The sequence below is a fragment of the Pedococcus sp. P2_E5 genome (assembly GCF_056403895.1).
Genome location: NZ_JBFUEP010000023.1, coordinates 12,550 through 34,630, shown reverse-complemented (window position 1 = coordinate 34,630; position 22,081 = coordinate 12,550). Strand labels below are relative to the sequence as shown.

Here is a 22,081-nt window from a genome sequence, read left to right as displayed (position 1 = left end):
AAGGAGTTGTTTCCATGCGTCCTACCTTGAGCCGGGGACTGGCTGGGGCTGCCGCTCTTGTCACCGCTCTCACCGTCGTCGCCACCGCCACGCCCGCGAGCGCGACCACCTCCATCACCCCTGCCACCCTGAACGACGGCACCGTCAACTACGTAGCCCTCGGGGACAGCTACTCCGCCGGAGCGGGCATCCTGCCGCCCGACCCGTACGCGTCGCCGCTCTGCATCCGCACGACCAAGAACTACCCACGCCTCATCGCGTCGGCCACGGGGGCAACCCTCAAGGACGTCACCTGCACCGCAGCCGAGACGCGGCACTTCTACACCTCGCAGTACCTCGGCGTGCCGGCCCAGCTGAACGCCGTGCGGTCCGACACCGACCTGGTCACCCTCACCATCGGCGGGAACGACAGCAACGTCTTCGTCGGGGCCATCGTGGCCTGCGGGAGCAAGGGTGTGCTGACCTTGGGCTTCGGCAGCCCGTGCAAGAACTGGTTCGGCAGCTACTGGGACAACCTGGTGGAGAACAGGACCTACCCGGCCGTGAAGCAGGCCCTGCGGGACATCCACACTAAGGCTCCGAACGCCGAGGTCGCCATCCTGGGCTACCCCGACATCCTGCCGGCCACCCGGGGCTGCTTCGCCCAGATGCCGATCGCCTACGGCGACGTTCCCTACGTCCACAACATCCAGTCGCACGTGAACGCGGTGATCAAGCGAGCGGCTGCCGAAACCGGCACCACCTTCGTCGACATGACGGCGACCGGCCGGGACGCGTGCCAGCCGATCGGCACGCGCTGGGTCGAGCCGATCCTGTTCGGGACCAACACCGTGCCGGTGCACCCGAACGCCCTCGGCGAGGCTGCGATGGCCAAGCGCACGATGGTGGCCCTGGGTCTCTGACGTGCTGAGCCTCTGAGAGAACGCCGAAGCCCCCGGCCGCATTGGCCGGGGGCTTCGATCTAGTTCAGAGGGTGGGGCAGGTCAGATGACCGTGACCTTCTCCGCCTGGGGACCCTTCGGGCCCTGCGTGATGTCGAACTCCACGCGCTGTGCCTCGTCGAGCGAGCGGTAGCCGCCGGACTCGATCGCGCTGTAGTGCACGAAGACGTCGGCGCCGCCGCCGTCCTGCTCGATGAAGCCGAAGCCCTTCTCAGCGTTGAACCACTTCACTGTTCCCTGTGCCATGGGATAACTCTTTTCCTAATTGGCCGATGTGGCCGCGGATGCGGACCACCAGCTGCGACATCACCACGACACGGAATACACCGCTTAAAGAAAAGGCCCGCGCTTGGCGGGCCCACTCACACGAGGAACTGCAACTGCAGCCATCGTAACGTGTATCGGCCAGACTTTCATTCCCAGCCCCCCGCGAGTCTTGGGAAGCGGTCGTCCAGACCGCCTCGCTGAGCACGCGGAGGGCCTGGTCTCAGCGCTGGCGGAACCCGGAGGCCTGTGCCTCGAGCCGGGCGATCCGCTCGGTCATCGGGGGGTGGGTGGAGAAGAAGCGCGACACGTCCTGGGGGCGGAACGGGTTGGCGATCATCATGTGGCTGGAGTTCTGGAGGGCCGGGGTCGGCTGCAGCGGGGCGTTGGCCACCCCCGTCTCGAGCTTGCGCAGCGCCGACGCCAGGGCCAGCGGGTCGCCGGTGAGCCTGGCGCCGTCCTCGTCCGCGTCGTACTCGCGGGTGCGGCTGATCGCCATCTGGATCATCATCGCGGCGAACGGCGCGAGCAGGGCCATGGCCAGCATCGCGATCGGGTTGGGACGGTCCTCGTCGTTGCCGCCACCGCCGAACATGCCTGCGAACATGAGCATCTGGGCCACCGACGTGATCACACCGGCGATCGCTGCGGCCACCGAGCCGGTGAGGATGTCGCGGTTGTAGACGTGCATCAGCTCGTGTCCGAGGACCCCGCGCAGCTCACGTTCGTCGAGCAGCCCCAGGATGCCCTCGGTGCAGCACACGGCGGCGTTCTCGGGGTTGCGGCCGGTGGCGAAGGCGTTGGGCGCCGCAGTGGGGCTGATGTAGAGCTTGGGCATCGGCTTGCCGGCGGCGGTGGAGAGCTCGCGGACGATGCGGTACATCCCGGGCGCCTGGGCCTCACTGACCGGGTAGGCGTGCATCGCCTTGATCGCGAGCTTGTCGGAGTTCCAGTAGCCGTAGGCGGTCATGCCGAGGCCGAACAGCGCGAACAGCCAGATGAAGGCGGGGCTGCCGGTCGAGCTGGCGATGACGCCGCCGATGGCCAGGAGGAGGGCGAAGATGCCGCCGAAGAGGGCTGCGGTCTTGAGCCCGTTGAAATGGTTGTGCATGTCTGCCTCAACGCTCCCTTCCGTGCTCGCGTTCCCGGCGAATCGGTGCTGGTGCCCGGGTTCAGCCGAGCAGGCCGAACAGCAGCTGGGGCATCACGCTGGTGGCCACGAGCGCGAGTCCGGCCAGCACCAGGGCGGCGAGCGCGGGACGCGGGATGCTGCGGATGACGGGCCGGGCGGGACCCTCGTCGGGGTCGCGCAGCAGCACGGCGAACCAGCGCAGGTAGACCGCGACGCCGATCACCGCGTTGAGGACGGCGACCACGGCCAGCACCCACTGCCCCTCCCCGACCACGGGCCGCAGGGCGACGACCTTGGCGATCAGGCCGACCACCCCTGGCGGGAGCCCGGCCAGTGAGAGCAGGGCCAGTCCGAGCGCCCCGCCCAGGAGCGGGTGGGCCCGCAACAAGCCGGTGTATGCCGTGAGCGTGCGCCCGAGGTCCACGGCGCCACGAAGACGCGGGGTCGACGTCACGACGTGCACCACGACGAACGCGACCAGCGTGGCGATGACATAGGCGAGCAGGTAGCCACCTGACGCGGCCGCAGCCCGACCGTTCAGGGCAGACAGCGGCAGCACCACCCACCCTGCCTGGGCGACCGTGGACCACGCCAGCAGGCGCACGGGGTCGTCCTGCACGAGGGCGAGGACGTTGCCGAGCGTCATCGACACCGCGGCGAGCAGCCCGATGACCACGATGACGGGCGCCCCGGCCCCCACGAGGGCCTGGACGACGACCAGCAGGGCAGCCAGCGCCGCCACCTTGGAGGTGGCCGCGAGGAAGGCCGCGACGGGTTCGGTGGCCCCGGCGTAGGCCTGCGGCGTCCAGACGTGGAACGGCACGAGGCTGAGCTTGAAGCCCAGACCTGCGAGCAGCAGGAGGGCCGCGAGGAGCAGCACCACCCGTCGCTGCGGCTCGGCCAGCGCGTCGGCGGCGGCGCCCGGAGCGAACACCGCCTCGCCGGTCGACACCAGCCACAGGGCTGCGCCGAGGACGACCATCGCGAACGACACCAGCGACGTGGTCAGCAGGGCGAGGGCCCCCCGCCCGGCGGGGGCGTCGCCGCGCAACGCGACCAGGGCGATGGCGGGCAGGGTGGCGAGCTCGAGGCAGACCAGCCAGGAACCGAGGTCGTGGGCGGCGGCCACCCCTGCGGCGCCCGCCGTGGCGGCCAGGACCAGGGACACGAGGACGGCCGGGCCGCCCCGCAGGTCTTCTCGCGGATCGGTGCCCGGCCAGCTCAGCAGGAGCACCACGAGCGCGGAGCCGAGGGCGCCCAGCTGCAGGGCACTGGCGAGTGGCCCGGCTTCGAAGAGGCAGGCGCCGTCGGGCGCGGGGAGACAGAGCGTGCGGAGCGGGTGGTCGCCCGCCCGCAGGGCGCCGGGGACGGCCAGGGCGATGCCTGCGGCGAGCGCCAGCACCCCCATCGCGGCGTGCAACCGGACCAGGCGCGGGGCGATGACGTCCAGGACCAGCACGGCCACCGCACCGAGGGCCGGGACGAGCACCGGCCCGAGCACCGACCAGTCGAAGGTCACCAGGGTGGTCGCGGCCGGCACCGCCGTGGGCACGGCCGCCACCGCTGCGACCGCGGTCGCGGTCGTGGCGATCATGGTGCGGCCCCGATGATCGTGGTCACGGCGTCGCCGGTCATGGCCAGCAGGGGCCCGGGGGCGATGCCGAGCACCACCACCCCCAGCACGAGGACGGCGATGACGTCCCACTCGCTGTCACGGCTGTCCTCGATGACGGGGGTGGTGCGCTCCCCCGCCCAGACCATCCGCGCGACCCGCAGCGCGTAGGCCGCTGCGAGGACCGTGCCGACGGCGGCGACGACGGCCAGGGTGCGGAACAGCCCTTCGGGACGGTCCGCGGCGGGCGACCACGCGGCATACACGCTGAGGAACTCGCCCCAGAAACCCGCCAGGCCCGGCAGGCCGAGGGAGGCGGCCAGGCCGACGATGAGCGCGAAGCCGAGCCGGGGGGTGACCTCGCGCAGGGCAGCGCGGGCGGTCTCGAGGTCGGCGCTCCCCCACCGCTCCTTGAGTCCGCCGACGACGACGAACAGCAGGGCCGAGACGACGCCGTGTGCGACGTTGGCGAACAACGCCGCCTGGAGTCCCGTGCGGGTCCCGCTGGACAGGCCGAGCACGACGAACCCCATGTGGGCGACCGAGGAGTAGGCGATCAGGCGCTTGAGGTCGCGCTCGACGAGGCAGGCCAGCCCTCCCCAGATGATGCCGACGGCGCCGAGGACGGCCAGCACCGGCGCGACGTTCGCGAACCCGTCAGGCAGCGAGGCGAGTGGCAACCGGACCAGGCCGTAGGTGCCCATCTTGAGCAGCACCGCCGCCAGCAGCACGGAGCCGGCCGTCGGGGCAGTCGTGTGGGCGGGTGGGAGCCAGGTGTGCACCGGGAAGACCGGCACCTTGACCGCGAGCCCGGCGACGAGCAGCGCCGCGACCAGGGTCTGGGTGCCGACGGGTATGCCGTGGCCCCCACCTTGGGCGAGGACGTCGAGGTCGGAGGTGCCCGCCTTGGCGACCAGCGCCAGGATGCCGACGAGCATGAGCGTCGAGCCGAACGCGGTGTAGAGGACGAACCGTCCCCCGGCGTCGGCGCGCGCTCCCAGGTCGTGGGCATCGCCGAACCGGGTGATCAGCACCCACATGGGCACGAGGACGAGCTCGAAGGCGACGAAGAACAGGACGGCGTCGCGGGCGTAGAAGGTCGCCAGCGCGCCGAACTCCACGAGGAGCAGGCAGGCGTGGAAGGCGGCGGTGGTTCCCCCCAGGGGAGGCCGGTCGAGGGTGTGCAGCACCACGCCGACACCGAGGATCGCGGTGAGCAGCAGCAGCGGCGCGCTGATGCCGTCGACGGCGAGCTGCCAGCGCAGACCGAGGTAGGGGACCCACGCGCGGTCGACCGTGGGACGCACGATCACGGCGACGATGACCGCGGCCAGCGTGACCACGCTCGCGCTGCTCGCGAGCAGGTTGGCGGAGCGGTGGGAGACAGCGCGGCCACCGGTGAGCAGCCAGACGGCGACCGCCGCCGGGACCACGAGGCTGACCAGGATCACCACGGTCTTGCCTTCACCACGGTGTTTGAATTCACCACAGCGCCACCCCCGCGAGGGCGACGGCGACGACACCGGCGACGACCCACGCCAGCCCGGAGGCGGCGCGTTCGGCTCGGTGGGCCCGCTGGCCACCCGTGCCGCCGAGCCGGGTTGCCGCGGCCGCGCCGCGCACGTAGGCGTCGACGACCTCGCGGTCGAGGAAGACCACGAGGTGCGCGAGCGCGACCACAGGCCGGGCGACCCAGTCGACATAGAGGCGGTCGACACCGAAACCGTTGTCGAAGGACGGGATCCGGGCGCCGACGATCCGCACGGCCGGATCCGCACCGTCGGCGAGCGACCGCACGGCGAGCCCTGCTCCCACGATCAGCAGGATGCTCAGCAGCGCCACCAGCCAGCCGATGTGACCGCCGAGGTCGAGCAGGGGCGTGAAGACGACCAGCCCGCCGACGACGGTCAGGATGGCCAGGACCGTCACCGCCGCTTTCACGGGGAAGCCGGCGGTGTCGGCCTCGTGGCGTTCGATGTCGGCGGAGGCGAGGTCGTCGAGGACGATCCACGCGCGCATGCAGTAGGCGGCGGTGAGGACGACGGTCAGCAGGCCTGCGAGCAGGACGATCCACGCGCGCGCCTGGCCGTCGGCTGCCCCGGCCTCGGCCGCGGCGAGGACGTGCTCCTTGGACACGAACCCGACCAGCGGAGGCACCCCGGCGAGGGCCAGCAACCCGACGAACATGGCGGGGCGGATGAACAGGTGGCCGCGAAGGCCGCCGCGCATGGTCGCGGCTGCCGTGCCCCCCACCGTCACGCTCAGCCACCCGATCGCGAGGAAGAGCAGGGCCTTGAAGAACGCATGCGAGTAGAGGTGCAGCACGCCGGCGCCGGGTCCCTCGTCGACGGGGGCGACGGCCAGTGCGGAGAGCATCAGGGCGACCTGGCTGAGGGTCGAGTAGGCGAGCAGCCGCTTGAGGTCGCTCTGCCCGAACGCCAGCCCCGCGGCATACACCATCGTCACGGCGGTGCTCAGCGCGAGCACCCAGCGCGCGCCCTCACTGGCCGCGAGGATGTCGAACAGCTGCGCGAGGACGAACGTGCCCGCGGCGACCATGGTCGCCGCGTGGATGAGGGCGGAGGCTGGGGTCGGGCCCTCCATCGCGTCGGGGAGCCAGTCGTGGAACGGGACCATGCCGGACTTGCCCAGGATGCCGATGACGAGCAGCACCATGGCCGCCGTGCGCAGGGTGGCGTTGGGTGCGAGGCACGCGCCCGTGTCGGGGCAGTCCGTGGCGGCCCAGGCCTGGAACACCTGCGGATATGCCGTCGAGCCGGCTCCCGCGGCGAGGATCACCACCCCGAGCACGAAGCCGACATCCGCGAGGCGGGTGACGAGGAAGGCCTTGAGCGCGGCGCGGCGGGCGGACTCCTTGCGGCTCCAGTGACCGATGAGCAGGTAGGAGCACCAGCCCATCACCTCCCAGCCCACGAGGGTCAGCACGAGGTCGGCGGACTGGACGACGAGGAGCATGCCGGCGGTGAACAGCGAGACCGTGGCGGCGAAGATGCCGTAGCGGTCGTCCTCGCGCAGGTACCAGCCGGCAAAGGCCTGCACCGCCCAGCCGACGATCGCCACGACCAGCGCGATGAGGGCGGTCGCGGCAGTTGCCTGCAGCTGCAAGGGGATTCGCAGCTCCCCCGCGTCGAGACCGGGGATCGTGTGGACGAGGGTCACCCTCGACGAGCCGTGCACGGCGACGACCTGGAGCAGGGCCGCGACGACCGCCAGCAGGGAGGCGCCGACGGCGACGAAGCGGGCCGCGCGGGGGTCTGCGCGACGGGCCAGCAGCAGCCCGACGAGGGCCGTGACGGCCGGGATGAGGACGACCAGCCGGGCAGCGGCGCCGCTCATGGGCTCGCCTTGCTGACGGTGGGCCTGGCGCTGGGGTCGCTGGCCGTGGGGTCGCTGGCGGTGGGGTCGCTGGCGGTGGGGTCGCTGAGGTCGACGTCGCCCCGCAGCCGGTAGACCGCGAGGACCACGGCCAGCGCCACGACGACCTCCGCGGCGGCGATCGTGATCACGAACAGCGTCAGCACGTTGCCAGCCGCCCAGCGGTCGGCGCCCGCGGCAGCGACCGAGACGAGCAGCAGGTTGGCGGCGTTGAGGATGAGCTCGACACCGATCAGGACGAGCACGGCGTTGCGCCGCGCCAGCACGCCGTATGCCCCGATGCCCGCAAGCACGGCGGCGAGCAGGTAGGGCCCCGCGAGGTGGATCATGCGACACCACCCGCGTCCGGGTCAGCGGGTGCCGCGGTCGGCGCGGCAGGATCGGGGCGGGTCATCCGCGACACCGCCATGGCGGCGATCAGGGCGACCAGCAGCAGGAGGGACAGGACCTCGAAGGGCCACACCCACGTGCCGAAGAGCTGTTCTGCCACCTGGGTGGTCGAGCTGTCGTGACGTTCGACGGCCGGGCCCGCGATGGGGAGGAGGGCGGCGGCCAGCAGCGCGGTGATGCCGGCCCCCAGCACTGCCGCGAGCCCCCGGTGCAGGCGGCTGGTGCTGATCTCGCTGTTGGGTCCGATCGGCGCGCGGGTCAGCATGAGGGCGAACAGCACGAGCACGACGATCGCGCCGACATAGACGAGCAGCTGCACGAGCGCGACGAACTCCGCCCCCAGGACGAGGTAGCAGCCGGCCACGGCTCCGAGGCAGACCACGAGCCACAAGGCGGCATGGACGACGTGGCGCGTCGTCACGGCGAGCAGCCCACTGGCGGCGGTGATCAGCCCGACCGCGGCAAAGGCCACGTCGAGAGCCGTCATTCCCCGGTCTCCGACTTCTCTTCCTGCCCGGTCGGGGTGACCCGCGTGGGGGCCGAGCGCGCCGGCGTCGCGCGGACCAGTCGGCCGGGGCGAGTGGTCGCGGCGATCTCGGCAGGTTCGGCCGAGTGCTCGTCGAGTGCGGAGGGCGGCGGCACGGTGGGCATCCACTGGCCGAGCCGGTCCTTCTCGTGCAGCAGGTCGCGGATGTCCAGCTCGGCGTACTCGAACTCGGGACTCCAGTGCAACGCGTCGAACGGGCAGACCTCGATGCAGATGCCGCAGTACATGCAGAGGCTGAAGTCGATGGCGAACCGGTCGAGGACGTTGCGCTGGCGCTCACGCCCACCAGGGGTCGTGGCGGGGATCGTCTCCTTGTGCGAGTCGATGTAGATGCACCAGTCGGGGCACTCGCGGGCGCACAGCATGCACGAGGTGCAGTTCTCCTCGAGCAGCGCGATGACGCCACGGCTCCGGGGAGGCAGGTGCGGCTGCGCGTCCGGGTACTCGGCGGTGTGCGTCGGCCTGGACATGGTGCGGGCCGTGGTGGCCAACCCCTTGAGGATGCCCGGTATGCCGATGGCTCCCGGCTTCTTCGCGTCTTGGCTCATGCGGTGGTCACCACCCAGACGCCGGTGATCGCCAGCTGCGCCAGCGCGAGCGGGACCAGGACGAGCCAGGCCAGCCGCTGCAGCTGGTCCTCGCGCAGCCGGGGCCACGCGACGCGGAGCCAGATGACGACCACGGCGATGCAGAACCCCTTGAGCAGGGTCCACAACCAGCCGAGCTGGTCGCTGAACAGCCCCTGCCAGCCGCCGAGGTAGAGCACGGCGAAGAGGAGGGACATCACGACGATCCCGGCGTACTCGCCCAGCAGGAAGAACGCGAACCGCAGCCCGGTGTACTCGGTGTAGGCGCCGAACACGATCTCCGAGTCGGCCACCGGCATGTCGAACGGCGGCCGCTGGAGCTCGGCCACGGCCGACACGAGGAACACGATGGCTCCGGGCAGCTGGAAGACCAGCCACCAGGGCGACCAGGCGGCAGCGATCCCGGACAGCGACAGCGAGCCGGCGGCGAGGCAGACGCTCGCGACCGCCAGCACCATCGGCAGCTCGTAGGAGAGGAGCTGCGCCGCGGCACGCATCGCGCCCAGCAGCGAGTACTTGTTGGCGCTGGCCCAGCCGGCCATGAGGGTGCCGAGGATGCCCACCGCGGTCACCGCGAGGACGAACACCGCAGACGCGGGGAGGTCTGCGGCGACCAGGTCGGGGCTCAGCGGAATCGCTGCCAGTGCGACGAGATAGGGCACCAGGGCCACTGCCGGGGCGAACCGGAAGACCCGCTGGTCGGCAGCGGCGGGGGTGATGTCCTCCTTCTGCACGAACTTGACCCCGTCGGCCACCAGCTGCGCCCACCCGTGGAAGCCACCGGCATACATCGGGCCGAGCCGGCCCTGCATGTGGGCCATCACCTTGTGCTCGGTCTGGCCCACGAGCAGCGGCAGCACGAGGAAGGCAGCCAACACCCCGACTGCCCGCAACGTCACCTCGACGGCGTCGCTCATCGCGGCCCCCACTCGGGATCGGGTACTCCGGGGGCGGACACCCGGCGTCGACCGGTCGGCCTGGCGTGCTCGGACTCGCCCGGCTCCTTCGCTCCCGGCCACGGCTTGGAGGCCCGGGCGGCGAGCACGAACGACTTGCGCAGCGGCGTGCCCTCGAACCCGTCTGGGAGCAGGAGCGGTCGCAGCCCGAGACCGGTGCCGTCGTCGAACCCCTCGAAGTCGAGGCCGAACATCTCGTGCGTCTCGCGCTCGTGCCACGCGACCCCGCGGAACACGCCCGTCAGGCTGCCGAGGCTCGCGCCTTCGGGCACGCGCGTGCGAAACAGCTTGCGCCGCAACGCACCTGGCGAGGACCCGTCCATGAGGTGGCACACGACGTCGAGCCCTGGCGCCAGCTCGTCGTCGCTCTGGTCGACCGCGGTGAGCCAGTCGAAGAAGGTGTAGGCCGCGTCGCGAGCCGCGGTGATCGTCGCCACCCAGTCGGCCGGGTCGACCTCGGCGCGCTCGAGGGCGGTGGGGTCGCTCACGAGGCGTCCTTGGTCGGGGGCTGCACCAGCGGTCGCGTGACCTCGCCGGCGGACGCGAGGCGGTGCCCGGCATACTTTGCACGAATTCCCTTGGTGGACAACGTCTCCGCAGCGATCTTCTCCTGCAGCTTGAGGATGCCCTGGAGGAGCGCCTCGGGTCGGGGCGGGCAGCCGGGGACGTAGACGTCGACGGGGATGATGGTGTCGACACCCTTGGTGACGGAGTAGGAGTCCCAGTAGGGGCCGCCCGAGTTGGAGCAGGCTCCGAACGAGATGACGTACTTGGGTTCGGGCATCTGGTCGTAGAGCCGTCGCACGGCCGGAGCCATCTTGTCGGTCACGGTGCCGGACACGACCATGAGGTCGGCCTGTCGCGGACCGGGGGCGAAGGGGATGACGCCGAGCCGGATGAAGTCGTGCCGGGCCATCGAGGCGGCGATGAACTCGATCGCACAGCACGCGAGGCCGAAGTTGAAGACCCACAGCGAGTAGCGGCGCCCCCAGTTGAGGACCACGCGGATCGGTTGGGGCGCCAGGTCGGTGGCGGGACCGACCCGGGGCATGGGCAGAGGAGTCGTCGCCATCACAGCCACCTCAGCAGACCGCGCCGTGCGGCGTGGACGAGTCCGACCAGCAGGATCCCGATGAACACCGCGATCTCGAGCAGCGACACCGCACCGAGGTTGCTGCGCACGACGAGGGCCCAGGGGAACAGGTAGACCGCGTCGACGGCGAAGATGACGTAGAGGAACGCGTAGACGAAGTAGCGCACCTGGGTCTGGGCCCAGTCCCGACCCACCGGATCGACTCCGGACTCGTACGTCGTCAGCTTGGCCCGGGTCGGCGCCTTGGGAGCCAGCAGCGCCCGGGCGCCCATCGCGGCCACGAAGAGCAGCAGGCCGACAGCGACCACCGCGGCGATGACGACGTAGGGCGACACGGTTGGCAGCCTAGTGGCCCACCTCCGCGAGGGGGTGTTGCGCCGGGTCGTGGGCACCTACCGTGACGACATGGCGCGGGTTCCGCTCTTCCCCCTCGGCACCGTCCTGGTGCCGGGTGCCGTGTTGCCGCTCCAGCTCTTCGAGGCGCGCTACATCGAGCTGCTCAGCGACCTGCTGAACGCCATGGAGGTTCCCGAGTTCGGCGTGGTGGCGATCCGCCAGGGTCACGAGGTCGGCCCCGACTCCGTGCACGACCTGCACGAGGTCGGCTGCGTGGCCAGGGTGACGCAGGCGGCCCCGGTCGGAGACGGTCGCTACTTCGTCCTCAGCACGGGGATCCAGCGCTTCCACCTGGACGCGCTGGTGGCAGGTGCCGGCACGGCATACCTGATGGGTGAGGTGAGCATGCTGGAGGAGACAACCGGCGACGCCGAGGAGGTCGCGGGGCTCGCCGAGCGGCTGCGGCGGGCGCTGCACGAGTACGCCCAGACCGTGGGCGCCGACGAACCCACGTGGCCCTCTGAGGCCGTGGAGCTGTCGTATGCCGTGGGAGCGGCCGTGGGGCTCGACCTCGGCGAGCGACAGCAGCTGCTGGCCGCCGACGACACCGAGAGCCGGCTGCGCCTGGGCCTGCGGCTGGTCCGGCGCGAACGGCAGCTGGCGACGTTGCTCGGGGTGGTGCCGCCGTCACCGGAGCACGGCTTCAACCTGAACTGATCAGTGGCGCCCGGGCCGCCGGTGCGACAGGGTCGGGCCATGACGCGAACCGACACCCCCGATGCCTGGGACGAGCGCTCGACGCTGCTGGCGATGCTCCAGTACACCCGCGACACCGCGACCGAGAAGTGCCACGGCCTTGCCGACGAGCACGTGGGCAGCGCGCCACTGGCGACCTCGCCCCTGATGACGATCGGCGGGGTCGTCAACCACATGCGCTGGGTCGAGCACTCGTGGATCGAGAACCGGTTCGTCGGCGGCCCGGACCTCGGGCCCTGGACCGACGAGGAGCCGGACCGGGAGTTCAGCCTGGGCGCCACCACTCCCCTCGCCACGACGCTGGGCGAGTATGCCGCGCAGGCCGTGCGCACGGACGCGATCGTCGCCGGGCTCGACCTGGACGACCTGTCGGCGACCCCTTTCAGAAGCGGCGAGCGCCCGACCCTGCGCTGGGTGCTGCTGCACCTGGTCGAGGAGAACGCCCGGCACAACGGGCACCTCGACATCCTGCGCGAGCTCGCCGACGGCCGGACCGGAGACTGACGCCCCCTCCCCCTGCAAACGGCCGTCTTGGCGGGGTCGGCGCTCGTCAGCCGTCGAGGCGTTCGAAGGCCGGCGCGTAGCGGAAGGCGCCGGACAGGCCCTCGCCCCACGCCCCCAGCCCGCGCACCATGAAGTACGCCGGTCCCCAGTCCTGCGGCGGGGTGATTCCGTGCTCGACGGCCGGACCGAACCCGAACCGGGGGTAGTACGTGGGGTGGCCGAGCAGGATGATCGCGCGCTCGCCGAGGGCGTCGGCGGCGGCGATGGTCGCATGCATCAGCGCCGACCCCACACCCGTCTTCTGGACAGAGGGGTGCACCCCGAGGGGTCCGATGGCGACCACCCCTGCGGGGACACCGTCCACCGTCCCCCGACTCACGGCGACGTGGCCGACGACGACCCCCTCGCGTTCCGCGACCAGGCACAGCGCCGGCACGAGGTCGCCGTCGGCGCGGAGCTCGTCGACCAGGTTGGCCTCGAGCCGCCCGTCACGGGCCGGCGCCTCGTCGGTCGCGGGCGCGGCGAACGCGAGTCGGTGCAGCTCCCGGATGGCATCGGCGTCGGACGGGCGCTCCTGGCGGATGAACATGCTCGCGACCATAGGTGCGGCAGCCGCGGGCGCGCCCGGCATTTTCCGGCCGACCAGACAACGGGGGTATGCCGCGTGGCCGGCTCGGCCACGCGGCATACCTCCGGGTGTGGTCAGCGGGCGACGAGGTAGCCGTCGGCGTCGAGGGTGACGGGGATGGGGTCGATGATGTGGAACCCGTCGAGGCCCTTCGGTTCGAGGTTGCGGAACCCGACGAGCACCCACGACCCGTCGCGCTGCCGCACCAGGGGCGCCGCGAAGAGGTCGGGTTCCGGGGTGAACGGGCGGGCGGCGTCGATGTCCCAGGGTCCGAGGGGTCCCGCTCCGGGCACCGACCAGGTGCAGTAGTTGCCGGTGCGCTCGATCCGTTCTGCCGTCATCTCCTGCCGATGGCAGGTGAAGACGAGGACCCAGCGGCCGTCGATCTGCTTGTTCTGCAGCACCTCGAGCTGGCCGAACCCGGCTCCTGGCTCACAGAGCGGCGGCCCGAGCGTCCAGGTCTCGAGGTCGGGACTGGTGGCGTGGGCGACGACGCCGTCGTCGTTGCGCGCGGCGTCGCGAGCCCGCGCGCTGACGAGCATGTGCCAGCCGTCGCCGCCCGGGTCGGCGAAGACGAGGGGGTCACGCCAGGTCTCGCTCGCCCCCTCCAGATCGGGTCCCTCGGTGGGGGCCGGGGTGTTGGCGAGCGTCTTGTACCAGCGACCGTCCACGCGTAGGGCGGGGTCGGGGCCACCGCGTTGCCAGTGCTGCAGGTCGTCCGACACCGCCGAGCCGATCCGCTGGTCGTACACGTGGTGGCCGGTCGTCGACACCGCGGTGTAGAACATCCGCCACCGGTCGCCGTCGCGGAGGACGGAGCCGGTCCAGATGGCGAGGTCGTCGAACCGACCCGTGCCGCTCTGGTCGGGTCCGAAGCACTCCCCGAGGTCGGTCCAGTTCACGAGGTCCGGTGACGTGGCGTGCCCCACCCGCGCTGCGGTATGCCGCTTGCCCGGGTCCCCGAGCGCGCGTGGCGCCTGGAGGAAGAACAGGTGGTAGAGGTCGCCGTCATCGGCGATCCAAGAGTCCCAGACCCACAGGTCATCCAGCCTCAGCATGACCAGAGTCTGGCAGGGCGGAGGCGGTGGCACCCGACGAAACCAGAGGGTGGTCAGACGGTGGGCAAAGGGTGGGCAGAGCTCGGCAGCAGACTGGGCCCCCGACGTTCCCCAGACCGTTCCAACGGCCCGCCAGCTGAGAGCATCGCGGCGTTCCACGGTTTCCCAGCACCCTGTCTCCCCAACGGCTTGCCGGACCACGGAGGTCTGGTCGCTGTCAGTCGCGTTGTCAGTGGCGTCCTCTAGGATCGAACACATGTTCGAAAGCGTGCGAAGCGTGGAGGCGACCGATCCGGCCGTCCTCGCGAGCGCGCTCTTCACCCTCACCGACGACGAGATCGAGGGCATGTCCCAGGCGCAGGCCGAGGCGCTGACGGTCGCCGCCCAGCGCGTCGTGAGCGCAGCCACGGCTCGTCAGCGTTCCGCGATGGAGACGGTCGCCCGACGGTGCGACGAGCAGGCTGAGCGCGACGTGGCCGACGGCATGGCTGTGGGGATGCGGCGCCGCCACGTGTCGGGACACGCCGTCGCGGCCGGCTCGCTGGCCGCCCTCCTCCATGTCTCACCGCGCACCATGTCGACCCGCATCAGCCACGCACGTCGGGTGGTCTGCTCCTTGCCCCAGGTCCAGGCGCTCGCGTGGTCCGGCGACCTCGAGCCCTACCGCGTGGATGCGGTGGTGACCGAGTCCCTTGCCGCACCGACCGACCGGTTGCACGAGTTCGAGGCCCGGGTGCTGGAGGGCGATGCGACTCAGCTCTCCTGTGCCGCTCTCAGGCGCCGGGCACGGCGCAGCGCCGAGCGGTGCAACCCACAGGAGGCAGCGCAGGCAGCCGAGCTGGCCAGGGGTCAGCGTGACGTCAGCATCCGTCCTGGCGAATGCAGCGGCATGACCCGGCTGGTGGCCGACCTGCCGACCCCGACCGCGCTCCGGCTGTGGAGCGCCGTGGACGGGCTCGCAGCGGAGTACGCACGAGCCCAGCCGGGTCTGCGCATGGGCGCCGCTCGCGCCGACGCGCTGTCCGACCTCGTCGAGGCCAACGCGACGATCAGCACCACCATCGAGCTGGTCGCGCCGATCGACTGCGAGCGACCAGGCACGGTCGCGCCTCCGGTCTCGACGGCGTGCCTGGGCGTCCGCGACGACGCCGCCGACTCAACCGACCTCAACGCCACAGGCACCCCGTCGCCGGGCAGCGACACCGCCGACCGCACCTCCCACGGCGACGACTCGGCCATTCCGGACTCAATGGGCGCCGATGCAGCTGCCGAGCTCAGAGCGGTGCCTGGCTGGTACGCCGACCTCGGTGGCTGCGAAGAGCTCGACGACGGTGTCCTGCACGACCACGAGGATCAAGTCTGGTTCGTGTCCTCCCACACGGAGGTGCCAGTCCTCGGCTCGCTGCTCCCGGCCGACGTGGTCGCCCTGCTGAGCGATCCAGACGTCGTCCTGCGCCTGGCCGGCAGCGACTCGGTCACCGGAGCCGTCCGATGGCAGGACCCGACCACCTACAGACCCGGGGCCGCGATGGCCCGCGCGGTCCGGTCGCGGGACGGGACCTGCCGGTTCCCCGGGTGTGCCACCGCCGCCAAGCGGTGCCAGCTCGACCACGTCATCCGTCACCCCGACGGCCCCACCTCCGTCCCCAACCTGCAGTCCCTCTGTGCCACCCACCATGGGTTCAAGCACCACGCCGGATGGCGGGTCGAGATGGACCCGCTCGGGGTCTGCACCTGGACCGCCCCTGACGGCGGCACGCACACGACCTGGCCGCCCCTGGACCGTCACGGTTTCCGCGCGGCCTGAGTCAGGGCGGACTCGTGGCCACGGCCCCGCTGTCCATCCATTGCGTGTTCCAGATTCCACAGCGGCGTTCAGCGCGACCGCGCGCGCATGGCCCAGCATGAGCAGTGAACCGGGAGTCCGGCCATGTCGGATTCAGGGCTGGCAGGCTGTCTCCGTGATCCTCCCGGAAGTCCGTGACCCGCGCTTGGTCACGATTCGCCGTGGCGGGACGCTCACGGATGCAGATCACCACTTGCTGGCACTGTGGGCGGCCACGTGTGCCGAGCACGTCCTGCACCTGTTCGAGTGCGAGGAGCCATCCGATGGTYGCCCTCGGGAGGCGGTCGAAGCGGCACGCGCGTGGGCCCGCGGCGAGAGGCCGATGATGGCCGCCAGGGCCTGCGGCGGACACGCGATGGGTGCGGCGCGACCTCTGCGCGGGCCTGCGCGGTTCGCCGCCTACGCCGCCGGTCAGGCCGCCTGCGTGGGGCACGTCGCTGAACACGACCTCGGGGCAGCCGCCTATGCGATCAAGGCCGCCCAGGCCGCGAGCCCGCACGATCTCGAAGCCAGACGACGTGAGCGCGACTGGCAGCGCGACCAACTTCCCGAGGCGATCCGAGCGCTCGTGTTGGAGGACGAGGCGCGCCGCAACGCGATCTGTTGGTCCGTCTTCGACGACTGACGAGCCCCCTCAGCGACGTGTCGCAAGGGCTTGGAGGAGGGCCAGGAGGAGATCCGCGACGCGGTCGGGCTCGGAGAGGTGGCTCAGGTGGTGACCGATCTCCTGACGAACCACCCACCCCGCGCTGCGCGCGAAGGCCAGCTCGGCGGCATACGTTTCCCCGAAGGCCAGGTATGCCGCCCGCCGCGCCTCCCAGCCCCGTGGCACCGGGACGGGCGTCGTGAAGTAGGCGGGTGCGAGGCGTGGCGCCTCGTGGATCACCAGGTCGAGCCATTGGTCGTCGGGGAAGAGCCCTGCGATGTCGGCGCGCTCCCACCACAGCGGCCAAGGCGGCAGCAGTCCGTCGCGGAGCGGGAGCGAGTCGATGAACTCGGCAAAGGCTGCCGGGGCCAGCAGCGTCTCGGACTCACCCACGGCGGGTAGGGCCGCGTCCATGAAGATCGTGGGCAGGCCGTGCTCGAACGCGACGGCGGGCGCGAAGTAGCCGGCGTTGCTGTGGGCGAGGACCACCGTCGCGTCCTGGTCCGCGACCTGGGACCGGAAGCAGGCCAGCACCTGTGACGGGGAGAACTCACCGGGCGGGAGCTCGGCCACGGTGGTCGTCGTCGCGCGAGCGGTCAACGCGGCAGCCAGTGGCACATACGTCGCGGCGCCGAGCAGCGGGCTGGGCAGGATGACAAGGCGCGGCGACACCCTCGGCACGCTAGCCCGGCCGCGGCCACTTCTGGCCACCGAGGTGGGTCCGCGCGGAAATGGCGCTGCGGATCCGGCACGGCTGGCCAGAAGTCGGGGCCGTCACCGGGTCGGTCGCAGTCACGGGTGGCGGTGATGAAACGCCCGCGAAACACTGCCTTGGTCTACTGGGCCCGCACCCGCCAAGGAGGCCGCATGCACCTGTCCCCCGCGGACACCGAGAAGCTCCTGCTCTCGGTGGCCGGGATGGTCGCCCGTGACCGGTTGTCGCGCGGCGTGAAGCTCAACCACCCCGAGGCCATCGCGCTGCTGTCCACCTGGGTCATCGAACGGGCACGCGAAGGCTCCACCGTCGCCGACCTGATGGAGCAGGGGCGGACCGTGCTGCACCGCGACCAGGTCATGGAGGGTGTCGCCGAGATGGTCAGCGACGTCCAGGTCGAGGCGACCTTCCCCGACGGTCGCAAGCTCGTCACCCTCCACCACCCGATCGCCTGAGCCATGCCCCAGCAGGAGGAAACCCGTTGAGCAGCAACAGTTCCGGCCCGGGCGCGATCAGGGTCAAGCACGGCACCGTCACCATCAACGCCGACCGCACCGACGCCGAGCGGCTCACCCTCGTCATCGTGAACACGGGCGACCGTCCTGTGCAGATCGGCTCGCACCTGCACCTGCCCGACAGCAACACGGCGCTGGACTTCGACCGCGACGCGGCGCGCGGCTTCAGGCTCGACATCCCGAGCGGGACGTCGGTGCGGTTCGAGCCGGGCGTCAGTCGAGAGGTGGCCGCGGTGGCGCTGCGCGGACGGCGCCGGGTCCCTGGGCTGCAGCTGCCGGGGCAGCGCCATACGCCCCACGGGCCGGGCGGTGAGCTCGATGGCTGACCTCGACCGCGAGCGCTACGCGGCCATCTACGGCCCCACCAAGGGCGACCAGGTGCGCCTCGGCGACACCGACCTGTGGATCGAGATCGAGGACGACCTGACCTTCGGGGGCGACGAAGCCGTCTTCGGTGGCGGCAAGTCCATCCGGGAGTCGATGGCCCAGGGCACCCGCACCAGCGCGGGCGGCGCGCTGGACACGGTGATCACCAACGTCGTCGTGCTCGACCACTGGGGCGTCATCCGCGCCGACGTCGGTATCCGTCACGGGCGCATCGTCGCGCTCGGCCGCAGCGGCAACCCCGACATCGCCGATGGAGTCCACCCCGACCTCGAGATCGGCCCCGGCACCGACGTGATCTCCGGCGAGGGCCGGATCCTCACGGCCGGCGGGGTCGACCTGCACGTCCACTTCCTGTCGACCAGCCAGGTGCACGAGGCGCTCGCCTCGGGCATCACCACGCTCGGCGGCGGCGGCACGGGACCCTCCGAGGGGTCGAAGGCCACCACCGTCACGCCCGGACCGTGGCACCTCCAGTCGGTCCTGCGAGGGCTCGACCACCTCCCGGTCAACCTGCTCCTCATGGGCAAGGGCAACACCGTCAGCGCCGAGTCCCTGCGCGAGCAGGCGCTGGGCGGCGCCGCGGCATACAAGGTGCACGAGGACTGGGGCAGCACCCCGGCGGCCATCGACGCGGCCCTGCGCGCGGCGGACGAGTTCGGGCTCCAGGTGGCGCTGCACAGCGACAGCCTCAACGAGGCGGGCTTCGTCGACTCGACGCTTCGCGCGATCGGCGGGCGCAGCATCCACGCGTTCCACACCGAGGGCGCCGGCGGCGGCCACGCCCCCGACATCATCACCATCGCCGGCCACGCCAACGTGCTGCCCGGCTCCACGAACCCGACCCTCCCCCACACCGTCAACACCGTCGCCGAACACCTCGACATGCTGATGGTCTGCCACCACCTCAACCCCTCCGTGCCCGAGGACCTCGCCTTCGCCGAGAGCAGGATCCGGGCGAGCACCATTGCGGCAGAAGACATCCTGCACGACATCGGGGCCCTGTCGATGACGAGCTCGGACGCCCAGGCGATGGGCCGGATCGGCGAGGTCGTCACCCGCACCTGGCAGGTGGCCCACGTCATGAAGGCGCGCCTGGGCCCGCTCGGCGGCACCATGCCCGCCGACAACGAGCGCGCCCGCCGCTACGTCGCCAAGTACACGATCAACCCCGCCATCGCGCACGGCATCGACCACGAGGTCGGCTCGGTCGAGACGGGCAAGCTCGCCGACCTCGTGCTCTGGGACCCGAAGTTCTTCGGCTGGCGCCCCGACGTCGTCCTCAAGGGAGGAGCAATCGCGTATGCCGCGCTCGGCGACCCGAACGCGTCGATCCCCACGCCGCAGCCGGTCCTCATGCGCCCCGCCCTCATTGGTGAGGGAGGGGCCGGTGCCGACCACTCCCTGGCGTTCGTGGCCCCGGCCGCGCTGCAGGACGGACTGGCCCAGCGGCTCGGCCTGCGACGCACCCTCACCCCGGTCCGGCCCACCAGGGAGGTCACCAAGGCGGACATGATCAACAACGACACGCTGCCCGTGATCGAGGTCGACCCCGAGTCGTTCGCGATCCGCATCGACGGCGAGCTCGTCGAGCCGGCGCCCGCGACGGAACTCCCACTCGCCCAACGCTATTCACTCTTCTGACCATCACCTGACGATGCTCCCCCACCCCGAGTTCGCCGCGATGCTGCTGGCCGACGGACGACTCCCCGTCGGCGCTCACACCCAGTCCTCCGGACTCGAACCCGCGCTCCTCGGCGGGCTCGAGCCGAGGGACGTCCCCGGACTCATCGCCACCAGGCTGCGCACCGTCGTGCTGGTCGACGCGGCGACGGCCGTCGTCGCACGCCACCACACGCTGGCCGGCCTGCCCCTCGAGGACGTCCAGCTCGCCTGGGCTGCGCGCAACCCCAGCGAGGTCACACGTACCGCCTCGATCGCCGTGGGCCGCGGACAGCGCCGCCTGGCGCAGCGACTGTGGCCCGGCACCGCGACCGCCTCCGCGCTGGCGACGATGCCTGCCCCCGCGCGACCGGTGGCCGTGGGCTCGATGGCTGCCGCGGCAGGGTTGGACGGCGCCCGGACCGCCCGGCTGGTCGCCTACGACGACGTGCAGTCGCTGTGCGCCGCCGCCCTCAAGCTCTGCCCGCTCGACCCCGTCGAGACGACCGAGTGGCTGCTGCACGCAGGCCCCGAGATCGAGGAGGTCGTCGGCGCGGTCGCGCACCTCACCGACGCGGATGACATACCCGCACCGTCAGCGCCGCTGCTGGAGCAGTGGCAGCACGCCCACCCCACCCACCCACGGAGGCTGTTCAGTGCCTGAGAACCCCATGGTCACCCGCGCGTTCCGGCTCGGCGTCGCCGGGCCGGTCGGCACCGGCAAGTCCTCCCTCATTGCGATGGTCTGCCGCGAGCTCAGCGGCGTGCTCGAGCTCGGCGTCGTCACCAACGACATCTACACCGACGAGGACGCCCGCATGCTGCGGGCCGCCGGCGTCCTCGACCCCGAGCGGATCCGCGCCGTCGAGACCGGTGCCTGCCCGCACACGGCGATCCGCGACGACGTGACGGCGAACCTCCTCGCCGTGGAGGACCTCGAAGCCGACTTCGCCCCGCTCGACGTCGTCCTGGTCGAGTCCGGCGGCGACAACCTCACCGCGACGTTCTCGCCCGCCCTCGTCGACGCGCAGATCTTCGTGCTCGACGTGGCCGGCGGCGGCGACGTGGTCCGCAAGGGCGGCCCGGGCATCTCGCGGGCCGATCTGCTGGTGGTCAACAAGACCGACCTGGCGCCACACGTCGGCGTGGACGCCGACCTGATGCAGCGCGAGGGCCGGGACGCCCGCGACGGACGCCCCGTCATCGGCCTGTCCCGCACGGACGCCGAGTCGGTGGCCGAGCTGCGGGGGTGGGTGCTCGCCATGCTCGCCTCCCACCGCGGCGGACGCCACGTCCCCGTCGACCCCGGTCCGATGGCCCCGCACTCACACACCGATGACGGCGCCCACGCGCGCAGCCACGTCCACGACGGCGGTGACGGTGTCCACGCACACTGACGTCCGCACCGCCAGGGTCGCCCTGTGGCCCCAGGACGGCCGCTGCCGGCTGGAGCTCGCGAACGGCCTGGTCGCACCGCGTGTCATCCGCCACGACACCAGCACCGCAGAGGTCTCGCTGATCGCCACGACTGCCACCCTCCTCGGCGGCGACACCCTGCGGCTGGTGGTCGAGGTCGGCCCCGGCCTGCGACTCGACCTGCGCGACGTCGCCGGCACGGTGGCCTACCACGGTCGTGGCCTGGGCTGCGTCGTCGACGTGTCGCTGCGCGTCCACGACGGCGCGACGCTCACCTGGGCCTCCGAACCCCTCGTCGTCGCCGACGGCGCCGAGGTCACCCGTCACCTACGCGCCGACGTCGCGGCCGGCGGACGGCTCCTGCTGCGGGACCAGGTGTCGCTGGGGCGCAGCGGTCAGGAGGGCGGTCGCCTCGACTGCCACACCTCCATGACGTATGCCGGCCGGCCGGCCCTCGTGGAGCACCTCGAGGTGCGGTCCGGCCTGGATCCCGGTGCCCTCGGCACTGCGCGGGTGGTCGACTCCGTGACCAGCCTCGGCTGGCGACCCGAGACGCCCGCCGGCCACGCGGCATACCGACTGCACGAACCGGGAGCTCTGAGCAGGCAGCTGCTCACGCAGGCGCACGACTCGACCCTGCCGGCCCTGTGGGCCGAGTGGAGGGCTCAGCTCCCATCAGTTTGACGGAGCCCCGACG

At 71.6% G+C, this 22,081-nt stretch carries 26 protein-coding genes; 11 read left to right on the top strand and 15 right to left on the bottom strand.

Going from position 1 to position 22,081, the window contains the following annotated elements; all coding sequences use genetic code 11:
• Positions 1-14: 14 nt before the first annotated feature.
• Complete coding sequence (locus AC1DVZ_RS09600) at positions 15-902, top strand: SGNH/GDSL hydrolase family protein (RefSeq protein ID WP_477617961.1); 888 nt, start codon at positions 15-17, stop codon at positions 900-902.
• A gap of 81 nt (positions 903-983) precedes the next feature.
• On the opposite strand, the gene AC1DVZ_RS09595 is transcribed toward AC1DVZ_RS09600, so the two are convergent.
• The 12 genes from AC1DVZ_RS09595 to AC1DVZ_RS09540 all read right to left on the bottom strand — a co-directional run bounded on the left by AC1DVZ_RS09595 (position 984) and on the right by AC1DVZ_RS09540 (position 11,253).
• Entirely contained in the window at positions 984-1,187 is a 204-nt protein-coding gene (locus tag AC1DVZ_RS09595; protein WP_056924211.1) for a cold-shock protein, read from the bottom strand.
• Positions 1,188-1,428: 241 nt separating this feature from the next.
• Positions 1,429-2,316, bottom strand: a complete 888-nt coding sequence (gene htpX / locus AC1DVZ_RS09590; RefSeq protein ID WP_477617960.1) for a zinc metalloprotease HtpX — start codon at positions 2,314-2,316, stop codon at positions 1,429-1,431.
• Positions 2,317-2,377: 61 nt separating this feature from the next.
• Positions 2,378-3,931 carry a proton-conducting transporter transmembrane domain-containing protein gene (locus AC1DVZ_RS09585; protein WP_477617959.1) on the bottom strand — a complete coding sequence of 518 codons (1,554 nt, stop codon included), beginning with the start codon at positions 3,929-3,931 and terminating at the stop codon, positions 2,378-2,380.
• Positions 3,928-5,403 (bottom strand): complex I subunit 4 family protein, encoded by a 1,476-nt coding sequence (locus AC1DVZ_RS09580; RefSeq protein ID WP_477617958.1) that lies wholly within the window; start codon positions 5,401-5,403, stop codon positions 3,928-3,930. Before AC1DVZ_RS09580 ends, AC1DVZ_RS09585 begins: the two co-directional genes overlap by 4 nt.
• Before the next feature lie 28 nt (positions 5,404-5,431).
• Positions 5,432-7,306, bottom strand: coding sequence for an NADH-quinone oxidoreductase subunit 5 family protein (locus tag AC1DVZ_RS09575; RefSeq protein ID WP_477617957.1), 1,875 nt, complete (start codon positions 7,304-7,306; stop codon positions 5,432-5,434).
• Positions 7,303-7,674: an NADH-quinone oxidoreductase subunit NuoK gene (gene nuoK / locus AC1DVZ_RS09570; protein ID WP_477617956.1), complete on the bottom strand. Its 372-nt coding sequence runs from the start codon at positions 7,672-7,674 to the stop codon at positions 7,303-7,305. The genes AC1DVZ_RS09575 and nuoK overlap by 4 nt, the downstream gene beginning before the upstream one ends.
• A complete protein-coding gene (locus AC1DVZ_RS09565; protein ID WP_477617955.1) occupies positions 7,671-8,222 on the bottom strand; it encodes an NADH-quinone oxidoreductase subunit J family protein in 552 nt (183 codons plus the stop codon). The genes nuoK and AC1DVZ_RS09565 overlap by 4 nt, the downstream gene beginning before the upstream one ends.
• Positions 8,219-8,830, bottom strand: a complete 612-nt coding sequence (locus AC1DVZ_RS09560) for a NuoI/complex I 23 kDa subunit family protein (protein WP_477617954.1) — start codon at positions 8,828-8,830, stop codon at positions 8,219-8,221. The genes AC1DVZ_RS09565 and AC1DVZ_RS09560 overlap by 4 nt, the downstream gene beginning before the upstream one ends.
• A complete protein-coding gene (locus tag AC1DVZ_RS09555; RefSeq protein WP_477617953.1) occupies positions 8,827-9,786 on the bottom strand; it encodes a complex I subunit 1/NuoH family protein in 960 nt (319 codons plus the stop codon). Before AC1DVZ_RS09555 ends, AC1DVZ_RS09560 begins: the two co-directional genes overlap by 4 nt.
• Positions 9,783-10,313 carry an NADH-quinone oxidoreductase subunit C gene (locus AC1DVZ_RS09550; RefSeq protein ID WP_477617952.1) on the bottom strand — a complete coding sequence of 177 codons (531 nt, stop codon included), beginning with the start codon at positions 10,311-10,313 and terminating at the stop codon, positions 9,783-9,785. The genes AC1DVZ_RS09555 and AC1DVZ_RS09550 overlap by 4 nt, the downstream gene beginning before the upstream one ends.
• Positions 10,310-10,897, bottom strand: coding sequence for an NADH-quinone oxidoreductase subunit B (locus AC1DVZ_RS09545; RefSeq protein ID WP_477617951.1), 588 nt, complete (start codon positions 10,895-10,897; stop codon positions 10,310-10,312). The genes AC1DVZ_RS09550 and AC1DVZ_RS09545 overlap by 4 nt, the downstream gene beginning before the upstream one ends.
• A complete protein-coding gene (locus AC1DVZ_RS09540; protein WP_477617950.1) occupies positions 10,897-11,253 on the bottom strand; it encodes an NADH-quinone oxidoreductase subunit A in 357 nt (118 codons plus the stop codon). Before AC1DVZ_RS09540 ends, AC1DVZ_RS09545 begins: the two co-directional genes overlap by 1 nt.
• Positions 11,254-11,323: 70 nt before the next feature.
• On the opposite strand from AC1DVZ_RS09540, the gene AC1DVZ_RS09535 reads away from it, so the two are divergent.
• Entirely contained in the window at positions 11,324-11,971 is a 648-nt protein-coding gene (locus AC1DVZ_RS09535; RefSeq protein WP_477617949.1) for an LON peptidase substrate-binding domain-containing protein, read from the top strand.
• 39 nt (positions 11,972-12,010) lie between these two features.
• The gene (locus tag AC1DVZ_RS09530; protein ID WP_477617948.1) at positions 12,011-12,514 is read left to right on the top strand and encodes a DinB family protein; all 504 of its coding nucleotides are present in this window, start codon (positions 12,011-12,013) and stop codon (positions 12,512-12,514) included.
• A gap of 46 nt (positions 12,515-12,560) precedes the next feature.
• Here AC1DVZ_RS09530 and AC1DVZ_RS09525 read toward each other — a convergent pair whose 3' ends face one another.
• Together AC1DVZ_RS09525 and AC1DVZ_RS09520 are read right to left on the bottom strand one after the other, a co-directional pair.
• Positions 12,561-13,103, bottom strand: coding sequence for a GNAT family N-acetyltransferase (locus tag AC1DVZ_RS09525; protein ID WP_477617947.1), 543 nt, complete (start codon positions 13,101-13,103; stop codon positions 12,561-12,563).
• A gap of 113 nt (positions 13,104-13,216) precedes the next feature.
• Positions 13,217-14,200 (bottom strand): glycosyl hydrolase, encoded by a 984-nt coding sequence (locus tag AC1DVZ_RS09520; RefSeq protein WP_477617946.1) that lies wholly within the window; start codon positions 14,198-14,200, stop codon positions 13,217-13,219.
• 256 nt (positions 14,201-14,456) lie between these two features.
• Here AC1DVZ_RS09520 and AC1DVZ_RS09515 point away from each other — a divergent pair, with 256 nt between their 5' ends.
• Both AC1DVZ_RS09515 and AC1DVZ_RS09510 read left to right on the top strand, forming a co-directional pair.
• The gene (locus AC1DVZ_RS09515; protein WP_477617945.1) at positions 14,457-16,007 is read left to right on the top strand and encodes an HNH endonuclease signature motif containing protein; all 1,551 of its coding nucleotides are present in this window, start codon (positions 14,457-14,459) and stop codon (positions 16,005-16,007) included.
• A 154-nt stretch (positions 16,008-16,161) separates the two neighbouring features.
• Positions 16,162-16,671, top strand: coding sequence for a putative immunity protein (locus AC1DVZ_RS09510; RefSeq protein WP_477617944.1), 510 nt, complete (start codon positions 16,162-16,164; stop codon positions 16,669-16,671).
• Positions 16,672-16,680: 9 nt separating this feature from the next.
• On the opposite strand, the gene AC1DVZ_RS09505 is transcribed toward AC1DVZ_RS09510, so the two are convergent.
• Positions 16,681-17,364, bottom strand: coding sequence for a hypothetical protein (locus tag AC1DVZ_RS09505; RefSeq protein WP_477617943.1), 684 nt, complete (start codon positions 17,362-17,364; stop codon positions 16,681-16,683).
• A gap of 195 nt (positions 17,365-17,559) precedes the next feature.
• On the opposite strand from AC1DVZ_RS09505, the gene AC1DVZ_RS09500 reads away from it, so the two are divergent.
• The 6 genes from AC1DVZ_RS09500 to AC1DVZ_RS09475 are packed head-to-tail and all read left to right on the top strand — an operon-like array spanning position 17,560 to position 22,068.
• Positions 17,560-17,862, top strand: coding sequence for an urease subunit gamma (locus tag AC1DVZ_RS09500; protein ID WP_477617942.1), 303 nt, complete (start codon positions 17,560-17,562; stop codon positions 17,860-17,862).
• A gap of 26 nt (positions 17,863-17,888) precedes the next feature.
• On the top strand, positions 17,889-18,248 hold the full coding sequence (gene ureB, locus AC1DVZ_RS09495) for an urease subunit beta (protein ID WP_477617941.1): 360 nt from the start codon (positions 17,889-17,891) through the stop codon (positions 18,246-18,248).
• Positions 18,241-19,950 (top strand): urease subunit alpha, encoded by a 1,710-nt coding sequence (locus AC1DVZ_RS09490; RefSeq protein WP_477617940.1) that lies wholly within the window; start codon positions 18,241-18,243, stop codon positions 19,948-19,950. The genes ureB and AC1DVZ_RS09490 overlap by 8 nt, the downstream gene beginning before the upstream one ends.
• Positions 19,951-19,963: 13 nt before the next feature.
• Positions 19,964-20,632 (top strand): urease accessory protein UreF, encoded by a 669-nt coding sequence (locus AC1DVZ_RS09485; RefSeq protein WP_477617939.1) that lies wholly within the window; start codon positions 19,964-19,966, stop codon positions 20,630-20,632.
• The gene (ureG, locus tag AC1DVZ_RS09480; RefSeq protein ID WP_477617938.1) at positions 20,625-21,365 is read left to right on the top strand and encodes an urease accessory protein UreG; all 741 of its coding nucleotides are present in this window, start codon (positions 20,625-20,627) and stop codon (positions 21,363-21,365) included. The genes AC1DVZ_RS09485 and ureG overlap by 8 nt, the downstream gene beginning before the upstream one ends.
• A complete protein-coding gene (locus AC1DVZ_RS09475) occupies positions 21,349-22,068 on the top strand; it encodes an urease accessory protein UreD (RefSeq protein WP_477617937.1) in 720 nt (239 codons plus the stop codon). The genes ureG and AC1DVZ_RS09475 overlap by 17 nt, the downstream gene beginning before the upstream one ends.
• The last annotated feature ends 13 nt before the right edge of the window (positions 22,069-22,081 follow it).